General features: G+C 74.2%; 16 protein-coding genes. 8 read left to right on the forward strand and 8 right to left on the reverse strand.

Annotated features, from left to right (window positions below):
- Both ABTW95_RS28450 and ABTW95_RS28455 read left to right on the forward strand, forming a co-directional pair.
- A partial coding sequence (locus ABTW95_RS28450) for an alpha-glucosidase C-terminal domain-containing protein (protein WP_500227873.1) occupies positions 1 to 368 on the forward strand: 368 nt, incomplete at its 5' end.
- A 2-nt stretch (positions 369 to 370) separates the two neighbouring features.
- Complete coding sequence (locus ABTW95_RS28455; RefSeq protein ID WP_396447382.1) at positions 371 to 1,798, forward strand: maltokinase N-terminal cap-like domain-containing protein; 1,428 nt, start codon at positions 371 to 373, stop codon at positions 1,796 to 1,798.
- Positions 1,799 to 1,865: 67 nt separating this feature from the next.
- Here the strand turns inward: ABTW95_RS28455 and ABTW95_RS28460 are convergent, their stop codons facing one another.
- Entirely contained in the window at positions 1,866 to 2,624 is a 759-nt protein-coding gene (locus tag ABTW95_RS28460) for a GntR family transcriptional regulator (RefSeq protein WP_396447381.1), read from the reverse strand.
- Between the two features lie 201 nt (positions 2,625 to 2,825).
- Here ABTW95_RS28460 and ABTW95_RS28465 point away from each other — a divergent pair, with 201 nt between their 5' ends.
- The 3 genes from ABTW95_RS28465 to ABTW95_RS28475 all read left to right on the forward strand — a co-directional run bounded on the left by ABTW95_RS28465 (position 2,826) and on the right by ABTW95_RS28475 (position 6,092).
- Positions 2,826 to 3,044, forward strand: a complete 219-nt coding sequence (locus ABTW95_RS28465) for a hypothetical protein (RefSeq protein WP_396447380.1) — start codon at positions 2,826 to 2,828, stop codon at positions 3,042 to 3,044.
- Between the two features lie 439 nt (positions 3,045 to 3,483).
- A complete protein-coding gene (gene glgB, locus ABTW95_RS28470; RefSeq protein ID WP_500227874.1) occupies positions 3,484 to 5,715 on the forward strand; it encodes a 1,4-alpha-glucan branching protein GlgB in 2,232 nt (743 codons plus the stop codon).
- Between the two features lie 23 nt (positions 5,716 to 5,738).
- Positions 5,739 to 6,092 carry an ACT domain-containing protein gene (locus ABTW95_RS28475; RefSeq protein ID WP_396447378.1) on the forward strand — a complete coding sequence of 118 codons (354 nt, stop codon included), beginning with the start codon at positions 5,739 to 5,741 and terminating at the stop codon, positions 6,090 to 6,092.
- A gap of 43 nt (positions 6,093 to 6,135) precedes the next feature.
- Here ABTW95_RS28475 and ABTW95_RS28480 read toward each other — a convergent pair whose 3' ends face one another.
- Positions 6,136 to 6,993: an NUDIX domain-containing protein gene (locus ABTW95_RS28480; protein WP_396447377.1), complete on the reverse strand. Its 858-nt coding sequence runs from the start codon at positions 6,991 to 6,993 to the stop codon at positions 6,136 to 6,138.
- A gap of 97 nt (positions 6,994 to 7,090) precedes the next feature.
- Between ABTW95_RS28480 and ABTW95_RS28485 the strand changes: the two genes are divergently transcribed.
- The 3 genes from ABTW95_RS28485 (at position 7,091) to ABTW95_RS28495 (ending at position 9,853) form a co-directional block, all read left to right on the forward strand.
- Positions 7,091 to 7,597, forward strand: coding sequence for a PaaI family thioesterase (locus ABTW95_RS28485; protein WP_500227875.1), 507 nt, complete (start codon positions 7,091 to 7,093; stop codon positions 7,595 to 7,597).
- 73 nt (positions 7,598 to 7,670) lie between these two features.
- Positions 7,671 to 9,374 carry a signal peptide peptidase SppA gene (gene sppA / locus ABTW95_RS28490; protein WP_396447375.1) on the forward strand — a complete coding sequence of 568 codons (1,704 nt, stop codon included), beginning with the start codon at positions 7,671 to 7,673 and terminating at the stop codon, positions 9,372 to 9,374.
- Positions 9,371 to 9,853, forward strand: a complete 483-nt coding sequence (locus ABTW95_RS28495; RefSeq protein WP_500227911.1) for a flavin reductase family protein — start codon at positions 9,371 to 9,373, stop codon at positions 9,851 to 9,853. Before sppA ends, ABTW95_RS28495 begins: the two co-directional genes overlap by 4 nt.
- A gap of 64 nt (positions 9,854 to 9,917) precedes the next feature.
- Here the strand turns inward: ABTW95_RS28495 and ABTW95_RS28500 are convergent, their stop codons facing one another.
- The 6 genes from ABTW95_RS28500 to hutH form a co-directional block, all read right to left on the reverse strand.
- Positions 9,918 to 10,454, reverse strand: coding sequence for a ferritin-like domain-containing protein (locus ABTW95_RS28500; protein ID WP_396447373.1), 537 nt, complete (start codon positions 10,452 to 10,454; stop codon positions 9,918 to 9,920).
- Positions 10,455 to 10,524: 70 nt separating this feature from the next.
- Positions 10,525 to 11,688, reverse strand: a complete 1,164-nt coding sequence (gene hutI / locus ABTW95_RS28505) for an imidazolonepropionase (protein WP_500227876.1) — start codon at positions 11,686 to 11,688, stop codon at positions 10,525 to 10,527.
- On the reverse strand, positions 11,685 to 13,040 hold the full coding sequence (locus ABTW95_RS28510; protein ID WP_500227877.1) for a formimidoylglutamate deiminase: 1,356 nt from the start codon (positions 13,038 to 13,040) through the stop codon (positions 11,685 to 11,687). Before ABTW95_RS28510 ends, hutI begins: the two co-directional genes overlap by 4 nt.
- A gap of 10 nt (positions 13,041 to 13,050) precedes the next feature.
- Entirely contained in the window at positions 13,051 to 14,250 is a 1,200-nt protein-coding gene (locus ABTW95_RS28515) for an allantoate amidohydrolase (RefSeq protein WP_396447370.1), read from the reverse strand.
- 19 nt (positions 14,251 to 14,269) lie between these two features.
- Positions 14,270 to 15,922 (reverse strand): urocanate hydratase, encoded by a 1,653-nt coding sequence (gene hutU, locus ABTW95_RS28520; protein ID WP_396447368.1) that lies wholly within the window; start codon positions 15,920 to 15,922, stop codon positions 14,270 to 14,272.
- Positions 15,923 to 15,932: 10 nt separating this feature from the next.
- Positions 15,933 to 17,477: a histidine ammonia-lyase gene (gene hutH, locus ABTW95_RS28525; RefSeq protein WP_396447367.1), complete on the reverse strand. Its 1,545-nt coding sequence runs from the start codon at positions 17,475 to 17,477 to the stop codon at positions 15,933 to 15,935.
- Between the last annotated feature and the right edge of the window lie 48 nt (positions 17,478 to 17,525).

Genomic DNA, 17,525 nt, shown 5'->3' on the forward strand with positions numbered 1-17,525 from the left:
ACTGGACCCGCAAAATGATCGAGATCCGGCAGCGCCACCCCGTCTTCGGCGTCGGCTCCTACGTCGAACTGTCCGCCTCCAACCCCTCCGTCCTGGCCTTCACCCGCGAGATCCACAATGGGGACACCAACCAGTGGGGCGGCATGGACACCGTCCTCTGCGTGAACAACCTCTCCCGTTTCCCGCAGCCGGTCGAGCTGGACCTGCGGCGCTTCCGGGGCTCCGCGCCGATCGAGTGCATGGGCGGCGTGCAGTTCCCCGCGATCGGCGACCTGCCCTACCTGCTGACCCTGCCCGGGCACGGTTTCTACTGGTTCCTGCTTCCACGGGCGCCCGGGGAGAGCGAGCCGGGCGAAGGAGTGATGTAGCCGTGCCGCCGCCCGATCCTTCCCTCGTCCGGCTCCTGGCCGACTGGCTGCCCCGGCAGCGGTGGTTCGGCGGCAAGGACCTCCCCATCGACGAGCTGTCCATCGGCACCGCCACCGAGCTGCGCTCCGGCGATCCCGCCCTGCACCACCTGATCCTCGACGTCCGGCAGAACGGCGCCACCGACCACTACCAGCTGCTGCTGGGCGTCCGCCGCGAACTGCCCGACCGGCTGGTGTCCAGCGTGATCGGGCGGACGTCCGGCGACCCGGCGGTCACCGGGCACGTCTACGACGCCGTCCACGACCCGGATCTCACCGGCGTCCTCCTCGACTTCATGGCGGACGAGACGGCCGTCGGGCCGCTGCGGTTCCGCCGCGCCCCCGGCACCGGCATCCGCACCGGCCTGGAGGGCCTGCCGTCCTCGGCCGAGCAGAGCAACACCTCGCTGATCTTCGGCGACGCCTACATCTGCAAGCTGTTCCGCCGCCTGTCCCCCGGCGTCAACCCCGACCTGGAGGTCAACCTCGCGCTCACCCGCCGCGGCTGCGAGCACGTCCCGGCCGTGCACGGCTGGATCGAGCTGGACCCGGGCGCGGACGGCGGCGGCGAGCCGGTCACGCTGGCGCTGCTGTCGGAGTTCCTGCGCACCGGGACGGACGGCTGGCAGCTCGCCCTCACCAGCGTCCGCGACTGGTTCGCGCAGCCGGCGCCGCCGGGGCCGGCCGCCGAGCCGACGCCGAGCGACGCGGGCCGCGCCGGCGGCGACTTCGCCGCCGAGGCCGAGCGGCTCGGCGCCGCCACCGCGCAGGTGCACCGCGACCTCGCCGCCGCGTTCGGCGTGACGTGGACGCCGCCCGAGGTGCTGCGGGACATCGTCTTCGGGATGAACGAGCAGCTCGACCAGGTCTGCGCCGACGTCCCGGAGCTGCGCCCGCACGCGCACGCGATCCGCGAGGTGTTCGACCGGGTCGCGGCCGAGGCGGCGCCGCTGCCGTTCCAGCGGATCCACGGCGACTACCACCTCGGCCAGGTCATGCGCACCGACGCGGGCTGGTACCTGCTCGACTTCGAGGGCGAACCGGCCCGCGACCCCGCGGCGCGCCGCGCCCTCGGGCACCCGCTGCGCGACGTCGCCGGGATGCTGCGCTCCTTCGAGTACGCGGCGCGGTTCCTGCTCGCGCGGGAGGCGGACCTGCCCGGCGACAGCGCCGACGCGCTGGAGCAGCGGGCCCGGACGTGGGCGGAGCGGAACCGGGCGGCGTTCTGCGACGGGTACGCGGCGGCCGGCGGGCCCGACCCGGCCGCGCACGAGGCGCTCGTGCGGGCGTTCGAGTTCGACAAGGCCGTCTACGAGGTCCGGTACGAGGCGCGGAACCGGCCCGCCTGGCTGCCCGTCCCGCTGAAGTCCCTGAGCCGGCTCGCGGGCTGACCGCCCCGGACGCTCCGGGCCGGACGCTCCGCCCCGGACGCTCCGCCCCGGACGCTCCGGGCCGGCGTCACAGGTCGATCGAGTAGTCGAGGACGACGCGGTCGGCGGGCAGCACGATCTCGCGGCAGACCTCCATCACGCCGGCGCGCGCCAGCATCCGGCGGGTGATGCCGAGGACCGGCACGCCGCCGCTCATCCGGAGCGTCTCGGCCTCCTCGGGGGTCGGCATGCGGGACCGGACGGCCTCCTCCACCCGGATCGGCGGATGCCCGAGGTAGGCGAGCTGCGCGAGCGTCCCGCCGGGCCACGGCTCGCGCGCCGGGTCGGAGACCGGCGTGCCGCCGACGAGGTCCCACGGCAGGTAGTTGACGGAGATCTGCTGCGGCTCGCCGCGCGCGTAGAACACGAACCGGCGGCGCAGCAGCTCGGTGCCGGCCGGCAGCTCGAACAGGGCGCCGAGCTCGCCGTCCGCCCGCACCCGGGTGAACTCCTTGTCGAGCCGGTACTCCGCCCAGGTGATCTTCTGGTCGCGGGTGAAGGTGGTCTCGGGGACCGCCAGGGGGCGGGTCACCGCGCGGTACCGGTCCATCGCGACGCGGCGCGCCGGCGGGACGACCTTGACGAGGGTGCCGCCGCCGCGGCGGGTCTCGACGAGCCCCTCGCCGCGCAGCAGCGCGACCGCCTGGCGGATGACGATCTCCGAGACGCCGTGCGCCTCGCACAGCTCCGCGATGGTCGGCAGCCGGGTCCCCGGCGGCAGGCTGCCGTCCCGGATACCCTCCCGCAGCGTGTCGGCGATGCGCAGGTAGGCGGGGCGGTCGGGCACCGGCGTCACCTCCCAACTCGGTTGCCGCGCGTTCGAACCGCGTTCGACCTGACGTTCGATCCCGGTTGGTCCCTCCTTGCCATCCCTGCCCCGCGGGCGCTATCCGCGAGGGCACGGTCCGCTTACGGACAGCTTGACACCTCTTAGGCCAAGTAAGACTTTTGTATACAGAAGAACGGCCTTGGGGAAGGGACGACCTTGATGGGCGACTTCGACGAGTTGAAGGCGGCCATCGAGGAGGAGTTCCCGGGTTGGCAGGTGTGGCGCAGCGACGCGGGACGCTGGTACGCGACCCGCAGCGGCGACCTCAGCGACGCCGAACTCCAGGCGGGATGTGCGATGACGGTGGCCGCGGACGACCCGGCGGGGCTGCGCGGCCTGCTCGCCGAGCAGACCCGCCAGGGACGCGGGGACACGTGAACGTGCGCGATGGGGAGCAGCGCGGCCCGGTCCGCGAGCGGGGGCGGACCGGGCCGGGATGCGCCGATACGGCAGGTACCTGTGTCGCTGAGGTGACACAGGAGTGGATCCCAGGGGGGTGGGGTCGGTGTCACCCCTGGGGCGAGGCGGCCGTTCCCCGGAAGGACGGGGCCCGGTAGGACGCGGGCCCGGCGGACGTGGCCGCACGGGCGGCGCCATCCGGCGCGACCCCACGACGAAAGAGTCGAGCCGCCCGTGCGGCCGCAACCGGCCGGAGCCCGGCCGCGAGCCCCGCCGAGTGCCCGCCGCCGACCCGCGCCGAGCCATCCCGATCATGAACGTCAAGCTCGTGGAAACAGGTCGGCCCGGCATGTGAGACCGGCGCTTCTCGGGGCACCTCTACAGGGGTGAAAGCTCAGTGACGGGAGGCCGTGAGGTCATGGCACGGGTGACGCGCGCGGAGATCGACCGGCTCGTCGGCGGCGACCACCACGATCCGCACGGCGTCCTCGGGGCGCATCCGGGCAAGGACGGCGTGACGGTGCGCGCGCTGCGGCCGCTCGCGGAGAAGGTCGAGGTCGTCCTGCCGAACGGGGAGCGGCATCCGCTGCGCCACTTCCACGAGGGGCTGTTCCGCGCCACGCTGCCGGCGGACGCCTCGTTCGCGGACGGCGACGAGAGCAAGGCGCCGCTGGCCGTCCCCGACTACCGGCTCGCCGTCACCTACGGGGACGGCATCGAGACGATCCAGGACGACCCCTACCGGCACCTGCCGACGCTCGGCGAACTCGACCTGCACCTGATCGGCGAGGGGCGGCACGAGGAGCTGTGGCGGGCGCTCGGCGCGCGGGTCCGCTCCTACGCGTCCGCGTTCGGCACCGTCCACGGGACGGGGTTCGCGGTGTGGGCGCCGACGGCGCGCGGCGTGCGCGTGGTCGGCGACTTCAACCACTGGGACGGCCGCGCCCACCCGATGCGGTCGCTCGGCTCCACCGGCGTCTGGGAGCTGTTCGTCCCGGGCGTCGGCGACGGCATGTGCTACAAGTACGAGATCCTCGGCGCGGACGGCGTGTGGCGCACCAAGGCCGACCCGATGGCGCAGTGGGCGGAACGCCCCCCGGCGACGGCGTCCCGCGTGTTCACCTCGTCCTACGAGTGGGCCGACGGCGACTGGATGGACGGCCGCAAGGACCGCGACTGGCTGCACGAGCCCATGAGCGTGTACGAGGTGCATCTCGGGTCGTGGCGTCCCGGGCTCGGCTACAGGGAGCTCGCCGAGGAACTCACCGAGTACGTGCGCGACATGGGGTTCACGCACGTCGAGCTGCTGCCGGTCGCGGAGCACCCCTACGGGCCCTCGTGGGGCTACCAGGTGACGTCCTACTACGCGCCGACCGCGCGGTTCGGGAACCCGGACGACTTCCGCCACCTGGTCGACCGCCTCCACCAGGCGGGTATCGGCGTCATCATGGACTGGGTGCCGGCCCACTTCCCCAAGGACGAGTGGGCGCTGGCGCGGTTCGACGGCACCGCCCTGTACGAGCACGACGATCCGGCACGCGGCGAGCACCCCGACTGGGGGACGCTGGTGTTCAACTTCGGGCGCGCCGAAGTCCGCAACTTCCTCGTGGCGAACGCGTCGTTCTGGCTGGAGGAGTTCCACATCGACGGGCTGCGCGTGGACGCCGTGGCCTCGATGCTGTACCTCGACTACTCGCGCAACGAGGGCGAGTGGTCGCCGAACATCTACGGCGGCCGGGAGAACCTGGAGGCCATCTCCTTCCTGCAGGAGATGAACGCGACGGTCTACAAGCGCAACCCCGGCATCATGACGATCGCGGAGGAGTCGACGGCGTGGCCGGGCGTGTCGCGCCCGACGCACCTCGGCGGGCTCGGCTTCGGGTTCAAGTGGAACATGGGCTGGATGCACGACACGCTCGAATACCTGCGCCACGAGCCCGTGTTCCGGCACTACCACCACAACGAGATCACGTTCTCGCTGGTGTACGCGTTCTCGGAGAACTACGTCCTGCCGCTGTCGCACGACGAGGTCGTCCACGGCAAGGGGTCGCTGCTGAGCAAGATGCCGGGCGACGCCTGGCAGCAGTTCGCCGGGCTGCGCGCCCTGCTCGCCTACATGTGGTCGCATCCCGGCAAGCAGCTGCTGTTCATGGGGCAGGAGTTCGGGCAGGGCGCCGAATGGGCGGAGGAGCGCCCGCTGGACTGGTGGCTCCTCGACAACGCCGCCGAGGGCGCCAACCACCTCGGCCTGCAGAAGCTCGTCCGCGACTTGAACCGCACCTACCGGGGCGAGCCCGCGCTGTGGACGCGCGACAGCGACCACGAGGGGTTCCGCTGGATCGACGGCAACGACGCGGGCGGCAACACCCTCTCCTACCTGCGCTACGGGACGCCGCGGGACGGCGGCGACCCGCCGGTCATCGCGTGCGTCGTCAACTTCGCCGGGAACCCGCACGAGGGCTACCGGCTGGGCCTCCCCCGCGCGGGCGGCTGGCGCGAGGTGATCAACACCGACGCCTACGAGTACGGCGGCAGCGGGGTCGGCAACATGGGCCGCGTCGAGGCGGCCGGCGACCCGTGCCACGGGCTGCCCGCGTCGGCGGTGCTGCGCGTCCCGCCGCTCGGGGCCGTCTGGCTGGTGCCCGAGTAGCCTCGCGTGAATAGGGTGGGCGCATGCAGCGCCTGCACATCGTCCCCGGCCAGTTCACGGTGGAGCACCTGCCGCACGCGACGTTCCCCGAGGACGACGAGTGGATCGCGCTGGTGCGGGCCCCGGAGGGGCTCACCGTCGTGCGGGACGCGTCGCCGTACGCGGAGACCGAGCGCTGGGCCGGCTTCTACGGCGACGCCGCGCACGGCCTGGACGCGCCGGGCATGCTGGCCGCGATCGTGGGGCCGCTCGCGGACGCCGAGGTGCCCGTCTTCGTCGCGTCGACCTACCACGCCGATCTGGTGCTCGTCCCGGAGCACCGGCTGAAGGAGGCGACGGCGGCGCTCCGTGACGCCGGCCACCGCGTCGAGGTCTAGCCGCCCCTCTTCCGCAGGCGCCCTCTTCCACGGGCGCCCTCTTCTACAGGCGTTCGAGGAGCCAGCGCGGGCCGGTGACGGCGGCGCCGGCCTCCTCGCAGCGGGCGCGCAGCTCCCGGTCGGCGGTGACCACCAGGTGCGCGGTGTCGGGGCCCGCCTCCCGGACGAGGTCCACGATCCGGTCGTCGCCGCTGCCGGGCGCCGCCACGACCCTCACCCCGTCGGACGGCTCGTCCGCGATCCGCCGCGCCGCGCCCTCCACGACCATGACGACCTCGGGGAAGCAGCGGTCGAACGGGACGGCGCCCGCGGGCAGGCCCCGCACGCCGCCGCCCAGCGCCTTCAGGTCGTCGCGGAGCCGTGCGTTCGCCGCCGCGCGGTCCTTCCACCAGCCGTCGGCGCGGGCGCCCACGACGTTCGCCGCGTCCACGACGAGGACGAGGCCCTTCATCGCGTCCTGCAGGCGGGGCCACGACCGGGCGAACGGCTCGAACAGCTTGCGGCCGGGGACCTCTTCGAGCCGCACCCACTCCGCCCGGCGCGTCTCCCGCGACGCGGGCCCGACGGGGATGCGCTCGGGCAGCGACCCGAGGACGGACGTGTACGACCAGCCGCCGTGGTCCTCGACGCGGGTGCCGTGCACGTTCACCACCGCGGTGTCGAGCGTGCACTCCTCGGCGGTCTCGCGGAGCGCGCCCGTGACGGCGTCCTCGTGGCTGTGCAGCGCGCCGCCGAACATGCCCCACGTCCCGCCGCCGATGCCCCACCACGCGCGCTGCTGCAGCAGGATCCACACCTGGCCGCCGGGGTCGCGGTGGTAGGCCAGCAGGCCCGCCGCGCCGAACCGCCCCCAGTGCGTGTGGCCCTGCCCGCAGCCCGCCCAGCCGTCGCCGTCTCCCATGCGTCCGAGGTTAGCGCCGGACGGGCCCGCGCCGGATGCCCGTGATGAACGGCACAGTGCCGCCCCCGCGGCCACCGAATACCATTCGAAGATCACCGTGACCAGGGAGATCGAGTTGAGCGTCGACGCGAGCGCGGAGGCTCTGCATGAGGCCGCCGAACTGTGGGACACGCTGTCCGGCGCCGGATTCATCCAGGCGATCGCGGACGGGAGGGTCCCGGAGTTCTCCGACATCGGCGACTACATCGGGCAGGCGGTGCGGTCCGCCGAGCCGGGCCGGGTGGAGATCGCGTGGACGCCCGAGGACAAGCTCTGCAACCCCGGCGGCGTCGTCCACGGCGGCTACATCGCGATGATCCTCGACAACGCGGTCTGCATGGCGGCGAGCAGCACGTGCGACCGCTTCATGCCGATGCTCACGCTCAACCTGAACGTGGACTACCTGCGCAGCGTCCGGGCCGGCCGCGCGTACACGGTCACCGGGACGTGCCTGCACCCCGGCGGCACCCGCATGGTCTCCAACGCGCTGATCACGGACGCGGACGGCCGCCCCGTCGCGCAGGCGTCCGCGAGCGTGATCCCCAACAAGGCGTTCGCGCGCTGACCCCCGCGTCCGGCGGGATCCGGCCGGACCCGGGGCGCGGGAAGGGCCGCGGGCGAACGCATAGGCTGGTGCCATGGTGGATCCCGGCACAGTCGTCAACGTGATCAAGCAGGCCCGCGACCGGCGGACGGCCCCGCTGATCCTCGAACTCGACCTCACCGAGGGCATCGTGGAGACCCCGCCGGCCGACCCGGTCTCGGCGATCCTGTCCATGCGCCGGACGAACCTGCGGGACGTCCTGGACGGGCTGCGCCGCGCACGCTCCGACAGCCGGGTGCGCGCCCTGGTCGTGAAGGTCTCCGGCGGGATCGGGCTGGCGCTCGTCCAGGAGCTGCGCGAGGCCGTCCAGGCGCTGCGGGAGGCGGGCAAGCTCACCGTCGCGTGGGCCGAGACGTACGGCGAGGGCGGGCGCGGCACCGTGCCGTACTACCTCGCCACCGCCTTCGACAAGATCTACCTGCAGCCCACGGGCGAGGTCGGGCTGACCGGCATCGCGCTGGAGGAGCCGTTCTTCGCGGGCGCCCTGGAGAAGGCGGGCATCCAGCCGCGGTTCGGCAAGCGCCACGAGTACAAGACCATGGCGAACACGTTCATGGAGAAGACCTACACGCCCGAGCACGAGGAGTCGTCCCGGCGGCTCGTCACCTCGCTCGGCGAGCAGATCACCGCCGGGGTCGCCGCCGCCCGCGGCCTGCCCGAGGAGAAGGTCCGCGAGCTGATCGACCGCGGCCCGTTCCTCGCCGACGAGGCCCTGGCGGAGAAGCTCGTCGACCGCCTCGCCTACCGCGACGAGGTCTACGCGGCCCTCCGCGAGGAGTTCGGCGAGGACGCGCAGCTCCGCTTCGTCTCCCGCTACAACCGCGCGCACGGCCTCGCGAGCCGCCTCCCGCAGCCCGGCAGGCAGGACATGGTCGCGCTGATCAACGGGCACGGCCCCATCCGGCTCGGCCGCAGCGGCCGGGGCGGCCCGCTGCCGGGCTCCGGCCCCGCGATGGGCTCCGACACGATCGGCGCCGCGTTCCGCGCCGCCGTGCGGGACGACCGCGTCAAGGCCATCGTGTTCCGGGTGAACAGCCCCGGCGGCTCCGCCGTCGCGTCCGACGCGATCTGGCGCGAGGTGGTCCTCGCGCGCCGCGCCGGCAAGCCGGTGATCGTCTCCATGGGCAACGTCGCCGCGTCCGGCGGCTACTACGTGTCGATGGCCGCGGACACCATCGTCGCGCAGCCCGGCACGCTCACCGGCTCGATCGGCGTCGTCGTCGGCAAGGCCGTGGTGAGCGGCCTGCTCGACCGGGTCGGCATCGGGCTCGGCGCCGTCGCCGACGGCGACCACGCCCGCATGCTCAGCGCCACCAAGGACTTCAGCGACTCCGAGTGGGAGCGCGTCAACGCCTCCCTCGACCGGATCTACGACGACTTCACCGCGAAGGTCGCCGAGGGCCGCGACCTGCCCCGCGAACGGGTCCACGAGCTGGCCCGGGGCCGCGTCTGGACCGGCGCCGACGCCAAGGACAACGGCCTCGTCGACGAACTGGGCGGCATCGACACCGCGCTCGACCTGGCGCGCAAGAAGGCCGGCCTCGCCTCCGACGCGCCGATCCGGGTCTACCCGCACACCTCGCCGCTGGAGCGGCTCCGCCCGCCGGAGTCCAGCGAGGACCGCACCGCCGCGTCGGCCCGCTTCGACGGCTGGGGCTCCCTCGGCGGCCTCGCCGCCCGCCTGGGCCTGCCCGCCGCGGGCCCGCTCACCCTCCCGGGCGCCTGGGAGATCCGCTGAGCGCCGACTTCGTCGAGGCGGTCGCGGGCTTCGCCACGGGCGTCGTCGTCCTGACCGTGCGGGACGGCCGCGACGACCTCGGCACGACGGTGTCCTCGTTCATGTCCGTGTCCCTGGACCCGCCGATGGTGCTGGCGAGCGTGGCGTCCTCGTCCTACCTCTCGGAGGTCCTGAACCGCCGCCCCCGCTGGGCCGCGACGATCCTGTCGTCGTCCCAGCGCGCCCTGGCGGGCCGCTTCGCCGCCGAGGGCCGCCCGAGCGCCCGCATCCTCCTGGCCGCCGAACCGCACCACCGCGGCGGGCATTCGGACGCGCTGATCCCCGAGACCGGGGTCTCCGCCCTGGAATGCGAGACCCGCCAGACCATCGAGGCGGGCGACCACACCCTCTTCGTCGCCGAGGCCCTCTCGACGGACTACATCACCCGCGGGCAGAAACCCCTGATCAGAGTCAACCGCCGCTACCTCTCCCCGGACTGACCGCCCCGGGCCCGGCGACGGCGGCGAGCCCGCGGCGGCCGCCGAGGAGAGCGGGGCCGCCGGGTCAGGACTTCGGGAGGCGCTCCAGGAAACCGCGGAGGTCGTCGGCGTGCTCCTCCTCCTGCTCCAGGATGCGCTCGAAGACGCGCTTGGTCGTCGGGTCGCCGTCGCCGAGCCACTGGACGATCTCGGTGTAGGAGGCGATGGCGATCCGCTCGGCGATCAGATCCTCCTTGATCATCTCGACGAGGTCGAGGCTGGCGTCGTACTCGGCGTGCGCGCGGGTGGTGAGCGTGTCGGGCGAGAAGTCGGGCTCGCCGCCGAGCTGGACGATCCGCTCCGCCAGCATGTCGGCGTGCTGCTGCTCCTCGGCCGCGTGCTGGAGGAACTCCCCCGCGACGGCCTCGGCGTGGATGCCGGTCGCCGTGTAGTAGTGGCGCTTGTAGCGCAGCGTGCAGACGATCTCGGTGGCGAGGGCCTCGTTGCACACCTGGATCACCCGGTCGGCGTCCGCGCCGTACGCCTCGGTGATCGGGCCTTTGTCGATCTCCTGCCGGGCGCGCTCGCGCAGGGTCTTGATGTCCGTCAGGAACTCCGCCATCGGGGGCCTCCACAGTCGGTCGCTGCGGACCCTCTACCCGGCGCCCCGCCCTCCACACGGCCCGCGGGCGTCAGACGACCCGGCGGCCGTGCTTCCAGACCGCGGCCGTCTGGGGGACGCCGGGCCGGTAGGCGAGGTGGATGTGGGACGGGGCGTCCAGCACGTGGACGTCGGCGCGGGCGCCCGGGGCGAGGAGGCCGACGTCGGTGCGGCGGAGGGCGCGGGCGCCGCCGGCGGTGGCGGACCAGACGGCCTCGGCCGGGGTCATGTGCATGTCGCGGACGGCCACGGCGACGCAGAACGCCATGCTGGAGCTGTAGCAGGACCCCGGGTTGCAGTCGGTGGCCAGGGCGACGGTGGCTCCGGCGTCCAGGAGGCGGCGGGCGTCGGGGTAGGGCTGGCGGGTGGAGAACTCGACGCCGGGCAGCAGGGTCGCGACCGTTCGGGACGAGGCCAGGGCGTCCACGTCGGCGTCGCTCAGGAAGGTGCAGTGGTCGGCGGACGCGGCGTCGAGTTCGACGGCGAGTTGCACCGCCGGGCCCTGGGTGAGCTGGTTCGCGTGGAGGCGGGGGCTCAGGCCCGCCTTGACGCCCGCCTGGAGGATCTCGCGGGTCTGGTCCGCGTCGAACGCGCCCTCCTCGCAGAAGACGTCCACCCAGCGGGCGTGCGGTGCGCAGGCCGCGAGCATGTCGGTGGCGGCGAGCCGCGCGTAGCCCGCGGGATCGTCCTGGTACTCGGCGGGGACGACGTGCGCCCCGAGGTAGGTGACCTCGTCCGCGAGTTCGGCGGCGATGCGGACGGCGCGCTCCTCCTGCCCGACCGTGAGCCCGTAGCCCGACTTGCACTCGACGGTCGTCGTGCCCTGCCGGGCCATCTCGCCGATGAGGCGGCGCAGGTTCGCGCGCAGGTCGTCGTCGGACGCGGCGCGGGTGCGCTCGACGGTGGTGCGGATGCCGCCCGCCGCGTACTTGCGGCCGCTCATGCGGGCGGCGAACTCCTCGGCGCGCTCGCCGGCGAAGACCAGATGCGCGTGGGAGTCCACGAATCCGGGGAGGACGGCGCGGCCGGCGGCGTCGAACGACTCGTCGGCGGCGGGCGCGGCCGAGGCCGGCCCCGTCCACGCGACCCGGCCGTCCTCGACCACGAGGGCGGCGTCGCGCTGGACGCCCAGGCCGTCCCCGGCGGCGGGATCGTTGGTGACCAGCTCCCCGATGTTCGTGATGACCGTGCTCAAGCGGGCTCCTCGTGCGTGGCGGCGGCGACGGCCTCGGCGAGCGCGGCGGGGACGTCGTCGACCAGCAGGTGGCGGCCGTCGTGGACGACGGGGCGGCCGGAGACGACGACGTGCCGGACGTCCGCGGAGGTCGCGGCGAAGACCGCGGCCTCGGCGGCGTAGCCGGGCGCGGCGCCGGCGGTGCGGACGGAGCCGAGGTCGACGGTGACCAGGTCGGCGTACGCGCCGGGTTCCAGGCGTCCCGCCTCGGGCCAGCCGAGCCCGTAGTGGCCGTTGGACGTGGCGGCGGCGAGCAGCTCCCCGGCCGTCCAGTGGCCGCGGGCGCGGGTGCGGAGCCGCTCGTCCAGCTCGACCGCGCGGGCCTCCTCGAACAGGTCGATGACGGCGTGCTGGTCGGAGCCGAGGCAGATGGGGGCGCCCGCGTCGGCGAGGGCGCGGGCGGGGCCGATGCCGTCGGCGAGGTCGCGTTCGGTGGTCGGGCACATGCACACGCCGGTCATCGTCGTCCCGAGGAGGCCGATGTCGTCGTCGGCGAGGTGCGTCGCGTGGACGGCGGTGGTGAGCGCGCCGAGCGCCCCCGCCTCGGCGAGCAGGCGGGTGGGGGTCATGCCGTAGGCGTCCCGGCACGCCTCGTTCTCGGCGGGCTGCTCGGACAGGTGGACGTGCAGCGGCGCGCGGCGCTCCTTCGCCCAGGCCGCGACGGCGCGGAGCTGCTCGCGGGGCACCGCGCGGACGGAGTGGATCGCGGCGCCGACGCGGGCGTGCCGCCGGCCCGCCTTGTCCGTCGCCTCGTAGAGGCTGTCGACGCGCCGCGCCCAGTTGCCGGCGGTGCCGTCGCCGAAGCGCAGCTGCGGCCCCTTGAGCGGGCGGCCGATGCCGCCGGTGAGGTAGCAGGCGTCGAGCAGGGTGATCCGGATGCCCGCGTCGGCCGCGGCGGCGATCAGCGCCTCGCCCATCGCGTTGGGGTCGGCGTAGGGCGTGCCGCCGGGCCGGTGGTGCAGGTAGTGGAACTCGCCGACGCAGCTGACGCCGGCGAGGGCCATCTCGGCGAACACGGCGGTGGCGAGGGCGCGGTACGACTCTGGGTCGAGCCGGTCGGCGACCTTGTACATCTGCTCGCGCCACGTCCAGAACGTGCCGGAGTGCGCCTGGACGCGGGAGCGCAGGGCGCGGTGGAAGGCGTGGGAGTGGGCGTTGGCGAGGCCCGGGAGCGTCAGGCCGGGCAGCCGCTGGGCGTGGGGGGCGGAGGGGACGCCGGCCGCGATGCCGGTGATCCGCTCGCCGTCGGCCTCGATCAGCACGTCGGCGGCCACACCGTCGCCAAGCCAGGCGAACTGCGCATGCCACTGCATACCGGAATCCCTACCCGCGCGCCAGGTCGTCCAGTACCGCGGTGAGGGCCTCCACGCCGGCGAGGCAGTCCGCGGGCTCGGCGGACTCGGCGGGCGCGTGCGACACCCCGGTCGGGTTCCGGACGAACAGCATCGCGGCAGGGAGCCGGGCGGACAGGACGCCCGCGTCGTGGCCCGCCCCCGTCGGCAGCACGGGCGCGCCGCCCAGCACCGCGGCGACCCGGTCGCGCAGGGCGAGGTTGAACTCGACGATCTCGGTGTAGGACTCCTCGGCGATGTCGACGCTCACCCGGTGCGGGCGCGCGGCGGCGCGGGCGGCCTCGCCGGTCTCCCGCACGGTGCGGCGGACGGCGTCGTCGGCGGGGCCGCGGGCGTCCAGCCAGGCGGTGACGGACGAGGCGATCGCGTTCACCCCGCCCGGCACGACGTCGGCCTTCCCGACGGTCGCGACCGTGCCGTTGCGCTCGGCGGCCTCGCGGGCGGCGATGACCATCCGGGCGAACGGCAGCATCGGGTCGCGGCGGTCGGCGAGGGCGGTGGTCCCCGCGTGGTTGCCCTCGCCGGTGAACCCGAACCGCCACCGGCCGTGCGGGACGATCGAACTCGCGACCCCGACCGGCCGGTCCAGGGCCCTCCCCTGTTCGACGTGGAGCTCCACGAAGCAGGCGATGCGGCCGAGGAGGCCGTCGTCCGGGCCGATCGCCTCCGGGTCGAGCCCGGCCTTGTGCATGACCTCGGCGAACGTGCGGCCGCCGCCGTCGGTCAGCGCGCGCGCCCGCGCCGGGTCGATCGCCCCGGTGAGGAGGCGCGACCCCAGGCAGGCGACGCCGAACCGGGCGCCCTCCTCTTCGGCGAACGCGGCGATCCCGATCGGCCGCGCGGGCGCGGAGCCGCGCTCCCGGAGCGCGTCGACCGCCGCGAACGCGGACACGATGCCGAGCGGCCCGTCGAACGCTCCCCCGCCGGGGACGGAGTCGAGGTGGCTGCCGGTCAGGACCGCGCCGTCCCTCGTCCCGTCCTCCGGGAGCCACCAGGCGAACATGTTGCCGTTGGCGTCGTGCTCCACGGCGAGGCCGCGGCGGCGCGCCTCGTCCAGGAACCAGGCACGGCACTCCAGCTCGGGCGGCGTCCAGGCGAACCGGTGGTAGCCCCCGGTCGCCTCGTCCCGCCCGATGGGCAGCAGCGCCGCCCACATCTCCTCGAAGCCCATGCCCCTCCTCCTGAGCCGGTCAACGCATCGGGATCCGGACGCCGCGCTCGGCGGCGACCTCGGCGGCGCGGTCGTAGCCCGCGTCGACGTGCCGCATGACGCCGGTGCCGGGGTCGTTGGTGAGGACGCGCCGGAGCTTCTCGCCGGCGAGCGCCGTCCCGTCCGCGACGCAGACCTGGCCCGCGTGGATGGACCGGCCGATGCCGACGCCGCCGCCGTGGTGGACGGACACCCAGGTCGCGCCGGACGCGGTGTTGAGCATGGCGTTCAGCAGCGGCCAGTCGGCGATCGCGTCCGAGCCGTCCTTCATGCCCTCGGTCTCCCGGTACGGGCTGGCGACCGAGCCGCAGTCGAGGTGGTCGCGGCCGAGCACGATCGGCGCGCTGATCTCGCCGCGCGCGACCAGCTCGTTGAACGCCTCGCCGGCCCGGTCGCGCTCGCCGTAGCCGAGCCAGCAGATCCGCGACGGCAGGCCCTGGAAGTGCACCTTCTCCCCCGCCATCCTGATCCAGCGGGTCAGCGGCTCGTTGTCGGGGAACAGGTCGAGGATCGCCTTGTCGGTGCGGGCGATGTCCTTCGGGTCGCCGGACAGCGCCGCCCAGCGGAACGGGCCCTTGCCTTCGCAGAACAGCGGCCGGATGTAGGCGGGCACGAACCCGGGGAACTCGAACGCGCGCGCGTAGCCGGCGAGCTGCGCCTCACCGCGGATGGAGTTCCCGTAGTCGAAGACCTCGGCTCCGGCGTCCTGGAACCCGACCATCGCCTCGACGTGCGCGGCCATCGAGGCGCGGGCCTTGGCGATGAAGCCGTCGCGGTCCTTGTCGCGCTCGGCGGCCATGTCCTCGAACGCGATGCCGCGCGGCAGGTACATCAGCGGGTCGTGGGCGCTGGTCTGGTCGGTGACGACGTCGATCGGCGCGCCGCGGCGCAGCAGCTCGGGGACGATGTCGGCGGCGTTGCCGAGCACGGCGATCGACAGCGGGCGCCGCTCGGCCTTCGCCTCCTCGGCGAGCCGCAGCGCCTCGTCCAGGGAGCCCGCCTTCACGTCGCAGTAGCGGTGCTCGACGCGCCGCTCGATGCGGGACGGGTCGCACTCGACGCAGATCGCGACGCCGCCGTTCATCGTCACGGCGAGCGGCTGCGCGCCGCCCATCCCGCCGAGGCCGGCGGTCAGCGTGATCGTACCGGCGAGGCTGCCGCCGAACCGCTTCGCGGCGACCGCCGCGAACGTCTCGTAGGTGCCCTGCAGGATGCCCTGCGTCCCGATGTAGATCCACGACCCGGCGGTCATCTGCCCGAACATCGTCAGGCCGAGCGACTCCAGCCGGCGGAACTCCTCCCAGGTCGCCCACTGCGGGACGAGGTTGGAGTTGGCGATCAGCACGCGGGGCGCCCACTCGTGCGTGCGGAAGATCCCGACCGGCTTGCCGGACTGGACGAGCAGCGTCTCGTCCCCCTCCAGATCGGCGAGCGACCGGACGATGCCGTCGAAGGCGTCCCAGTTCCGGGCCGCCTTCCCGGAGCCCCCGTAGACGACCAGCTCGTCGGGGTGCTCGGCGACCTCGGGATCGAGGTTGTTCTGGATCATGCGGAGGGCGGCCTCCTGCGGCCAGCCCTTGGCGGCGGTCAGCGCGGTGCCGCGCGGCGCGCGGACAGGACGAGGTCCGGACATGTCGGGCTCCTTACGAAAGGGGGCCGGTGACGGCTTCGGCGGCGGCGATCAGGGAGCCGTCCCGCACCAGCGCGGTGGCGGCGGCGATCTCGGGGGCGAGGTAGCGGTCCGGGCCGGGCGGCGGGACGGCCTCGCGCAGCTTCGCGACGACGGCGCCGGTGGCCGGGCCGGGGCGCAGCGGGGTGCGCAGGTCCAGGGCCCGCGCGGCGGTGAGGATCTCGACGGCGATCACCTGGGCCAGCCCGTCCACCGCCCGGCGCAGCTTGCGGGCCGCGGTCCAGCCCATCGAGACGTGGTCCTCCTGCATGGCCGAGCTCGGGATCGAGTCGGCGCTCGCCGGGGCCGCGAGCCGCTTCAGCTCCGACACGATCCCGGCCTGGGTGTACTGGGCGATCATGTGCCCGGAGTCGACGCCGGGGTCGTCGGCGAGGAAGGCGGGCAGCCCGGAGGAGCGCCCCCGGTCGAGCATCCGGTCGGTGCGCCGCTCGGACATGGACGCGACGTCGGCGACCGGCACGGCGAGGAAGTCGAGCACGTACGCGATGGGCGCCCCGTGGAAGTTCCCGTTCGACTCGACCCGCCCGTCCGGGAGCACCACGGGGTTGTCGATGGCGGACGCCATCTCCCTGCCCGCGACCAGCTCGGCGTGCGCGAGCGTGTCGCGCGCCGCGCCGTTCACCTGCGGCGCGCAGCGCAGCGAGTAGGCGTCCTGGACGCGGGTGCAGTCGGGCCCGCGGTGCGACTCCATGATCTCGGACGCGGCGAGCAGCGCGCGCAGGTTGGCGGCGCTGGCGGCCTGCCCGGGATGGGGCCGGAGCGCCTGCAGGTCGGCGGCGAACACGCGGTCCGTCCCGAGCAGGGCCTCGACGGTCATGGCGGCGGCGACGTCGGCCGCGGTGAGCAGCCTCCGCAGGTCCTCGATGGCCATGACGAGCATGCCGAGCATGCCGTCCGTCCCGTTCAGGAGGGCCAGCCCCTCCTTGGCCGCGAGCCTGACCGGCGCGATCCCGGCCGCGGCGAGCGCCTCCGCCGCCGGTCTCAGGACGCCGTCCGCGTCCCGGACGGACCCTTCGCCGATGAGCGCGAGCGCGACATGGGCGAGCGGCGCGAGATCCCCGGAGCACCCGAGGCTGCCGTACTCGAAGACCTGCGGGGTGATGCCCGCGTTGAGCAGTTCGGCGAGGGTGCGCGCCGTCGCCGGCTGGACCCCCGTCCGGCCGGTGGCCAGCGTCCGCAGCCTCAGCAGCATCAGCGCCCGGACGACCTCGCGCTCGACCTCGGGCCCGGAGCCCGCGGCGTGCGACCGGACGATGTTGAGCTGCAGCTGGTCGCGCAGTTCCGGAGCGATGTGCCGCGTGGCGAGCGCCCCGAAACCGGTGGACACCCCGTAGACGGGCGTCGGGCGGGCCGACAGCTCCTCGATGTGGGCCCGCGCCTCGCCGATCAGCTTCAGCGCCCCGTCGGTCAGCGCGACCCGGGCGCCGTCCCGCGCGACGGCGACGACCTGCGCGAACGTCAGCGCCTCGGGCCCGACCTCAACCATAGGAACACCCATACCCACCATTGGAGCCGCTCGCCGGCGCCCGTCCCACCCCGGAAGACC

This window comes from Spirillospora sp. NPDC127506 (assembly GCF_040302145.1).
Classification (GTDB): Bacteria; Actinomycetota; Actinomycetes; order Streptosporangiales; family Streptosporangiaceae; genus Spirillospora.

Coding starts and splice junctions, on each gene's coding strand:
- ABTW95_RS28465 (WP_396447380.1), top strand. CDS start 2,826: ATGGGCGACTTCGACGAGTTGAAGGCGGCCATCGAGGAGGAGTTCCCG.
- glgB (WP_500227874.1), top strand. CDS start 3,484: ATGGCACGGGTGACGCGCGCGGAGATCGACCGGCTCGTCGGCGGCGAC.
- ABTW95_RS28475 (WP_396447378.1), top strand. CDS start 5,739: ATGCAGCGCCTGCACATCGTCCCCGGCCAGTTCACGGTGGAGCACCTG.
- ABTW95_RS28480 (WP_396447377.1), bottom strand. CDS start 6,993: ATGGGAGACGGCGACGGCTGGGCGGGCTGCGGGCAGGGCCACACGCAC.
- sppA (WP_396447375.1), top strand. CDS start 7,671: ATGGTGGATCCCGGCACAGTCGTCAACGTGATCAAGCAGGCCCGCGAC.
- ABTW95_RS28500 (WP_396447373.1), bottom strand. CDS start 10,454: ATGGCGGAGTTCCTGACGGACATCAAGACCCTGCGCGAGCGCGCCCGG.
- ABTW95_RS28510 (WP_500227877.1), bottom strand. CDS start 13,040: ATGCAGTGGCATGCGCAGTTCGCCTGGCTTGGCGACGGTGTGGCCGCC.
- ABTW95_RS28515 (WP_396447370.1), bottom strand. CDS start 14,250: ATGGGCTTCGAGGAGATGTGGGCGGCGCTGCTGCCCATCGGGCGGGAC.
- hutU (WP_396447368.1), bottom strand. CDS start 15,922: ATGTCCGGACCTCGTCCTGTCCGCGCGCCGCGCGGCACCGCGCTGACC.
- hutH (WP_396447367.1), bottom strand. CDS start 17,477: ATGGGTGTTCCTATGGTTGAGGTCGGGCCCGAGGCGCTGACGTTCGCG.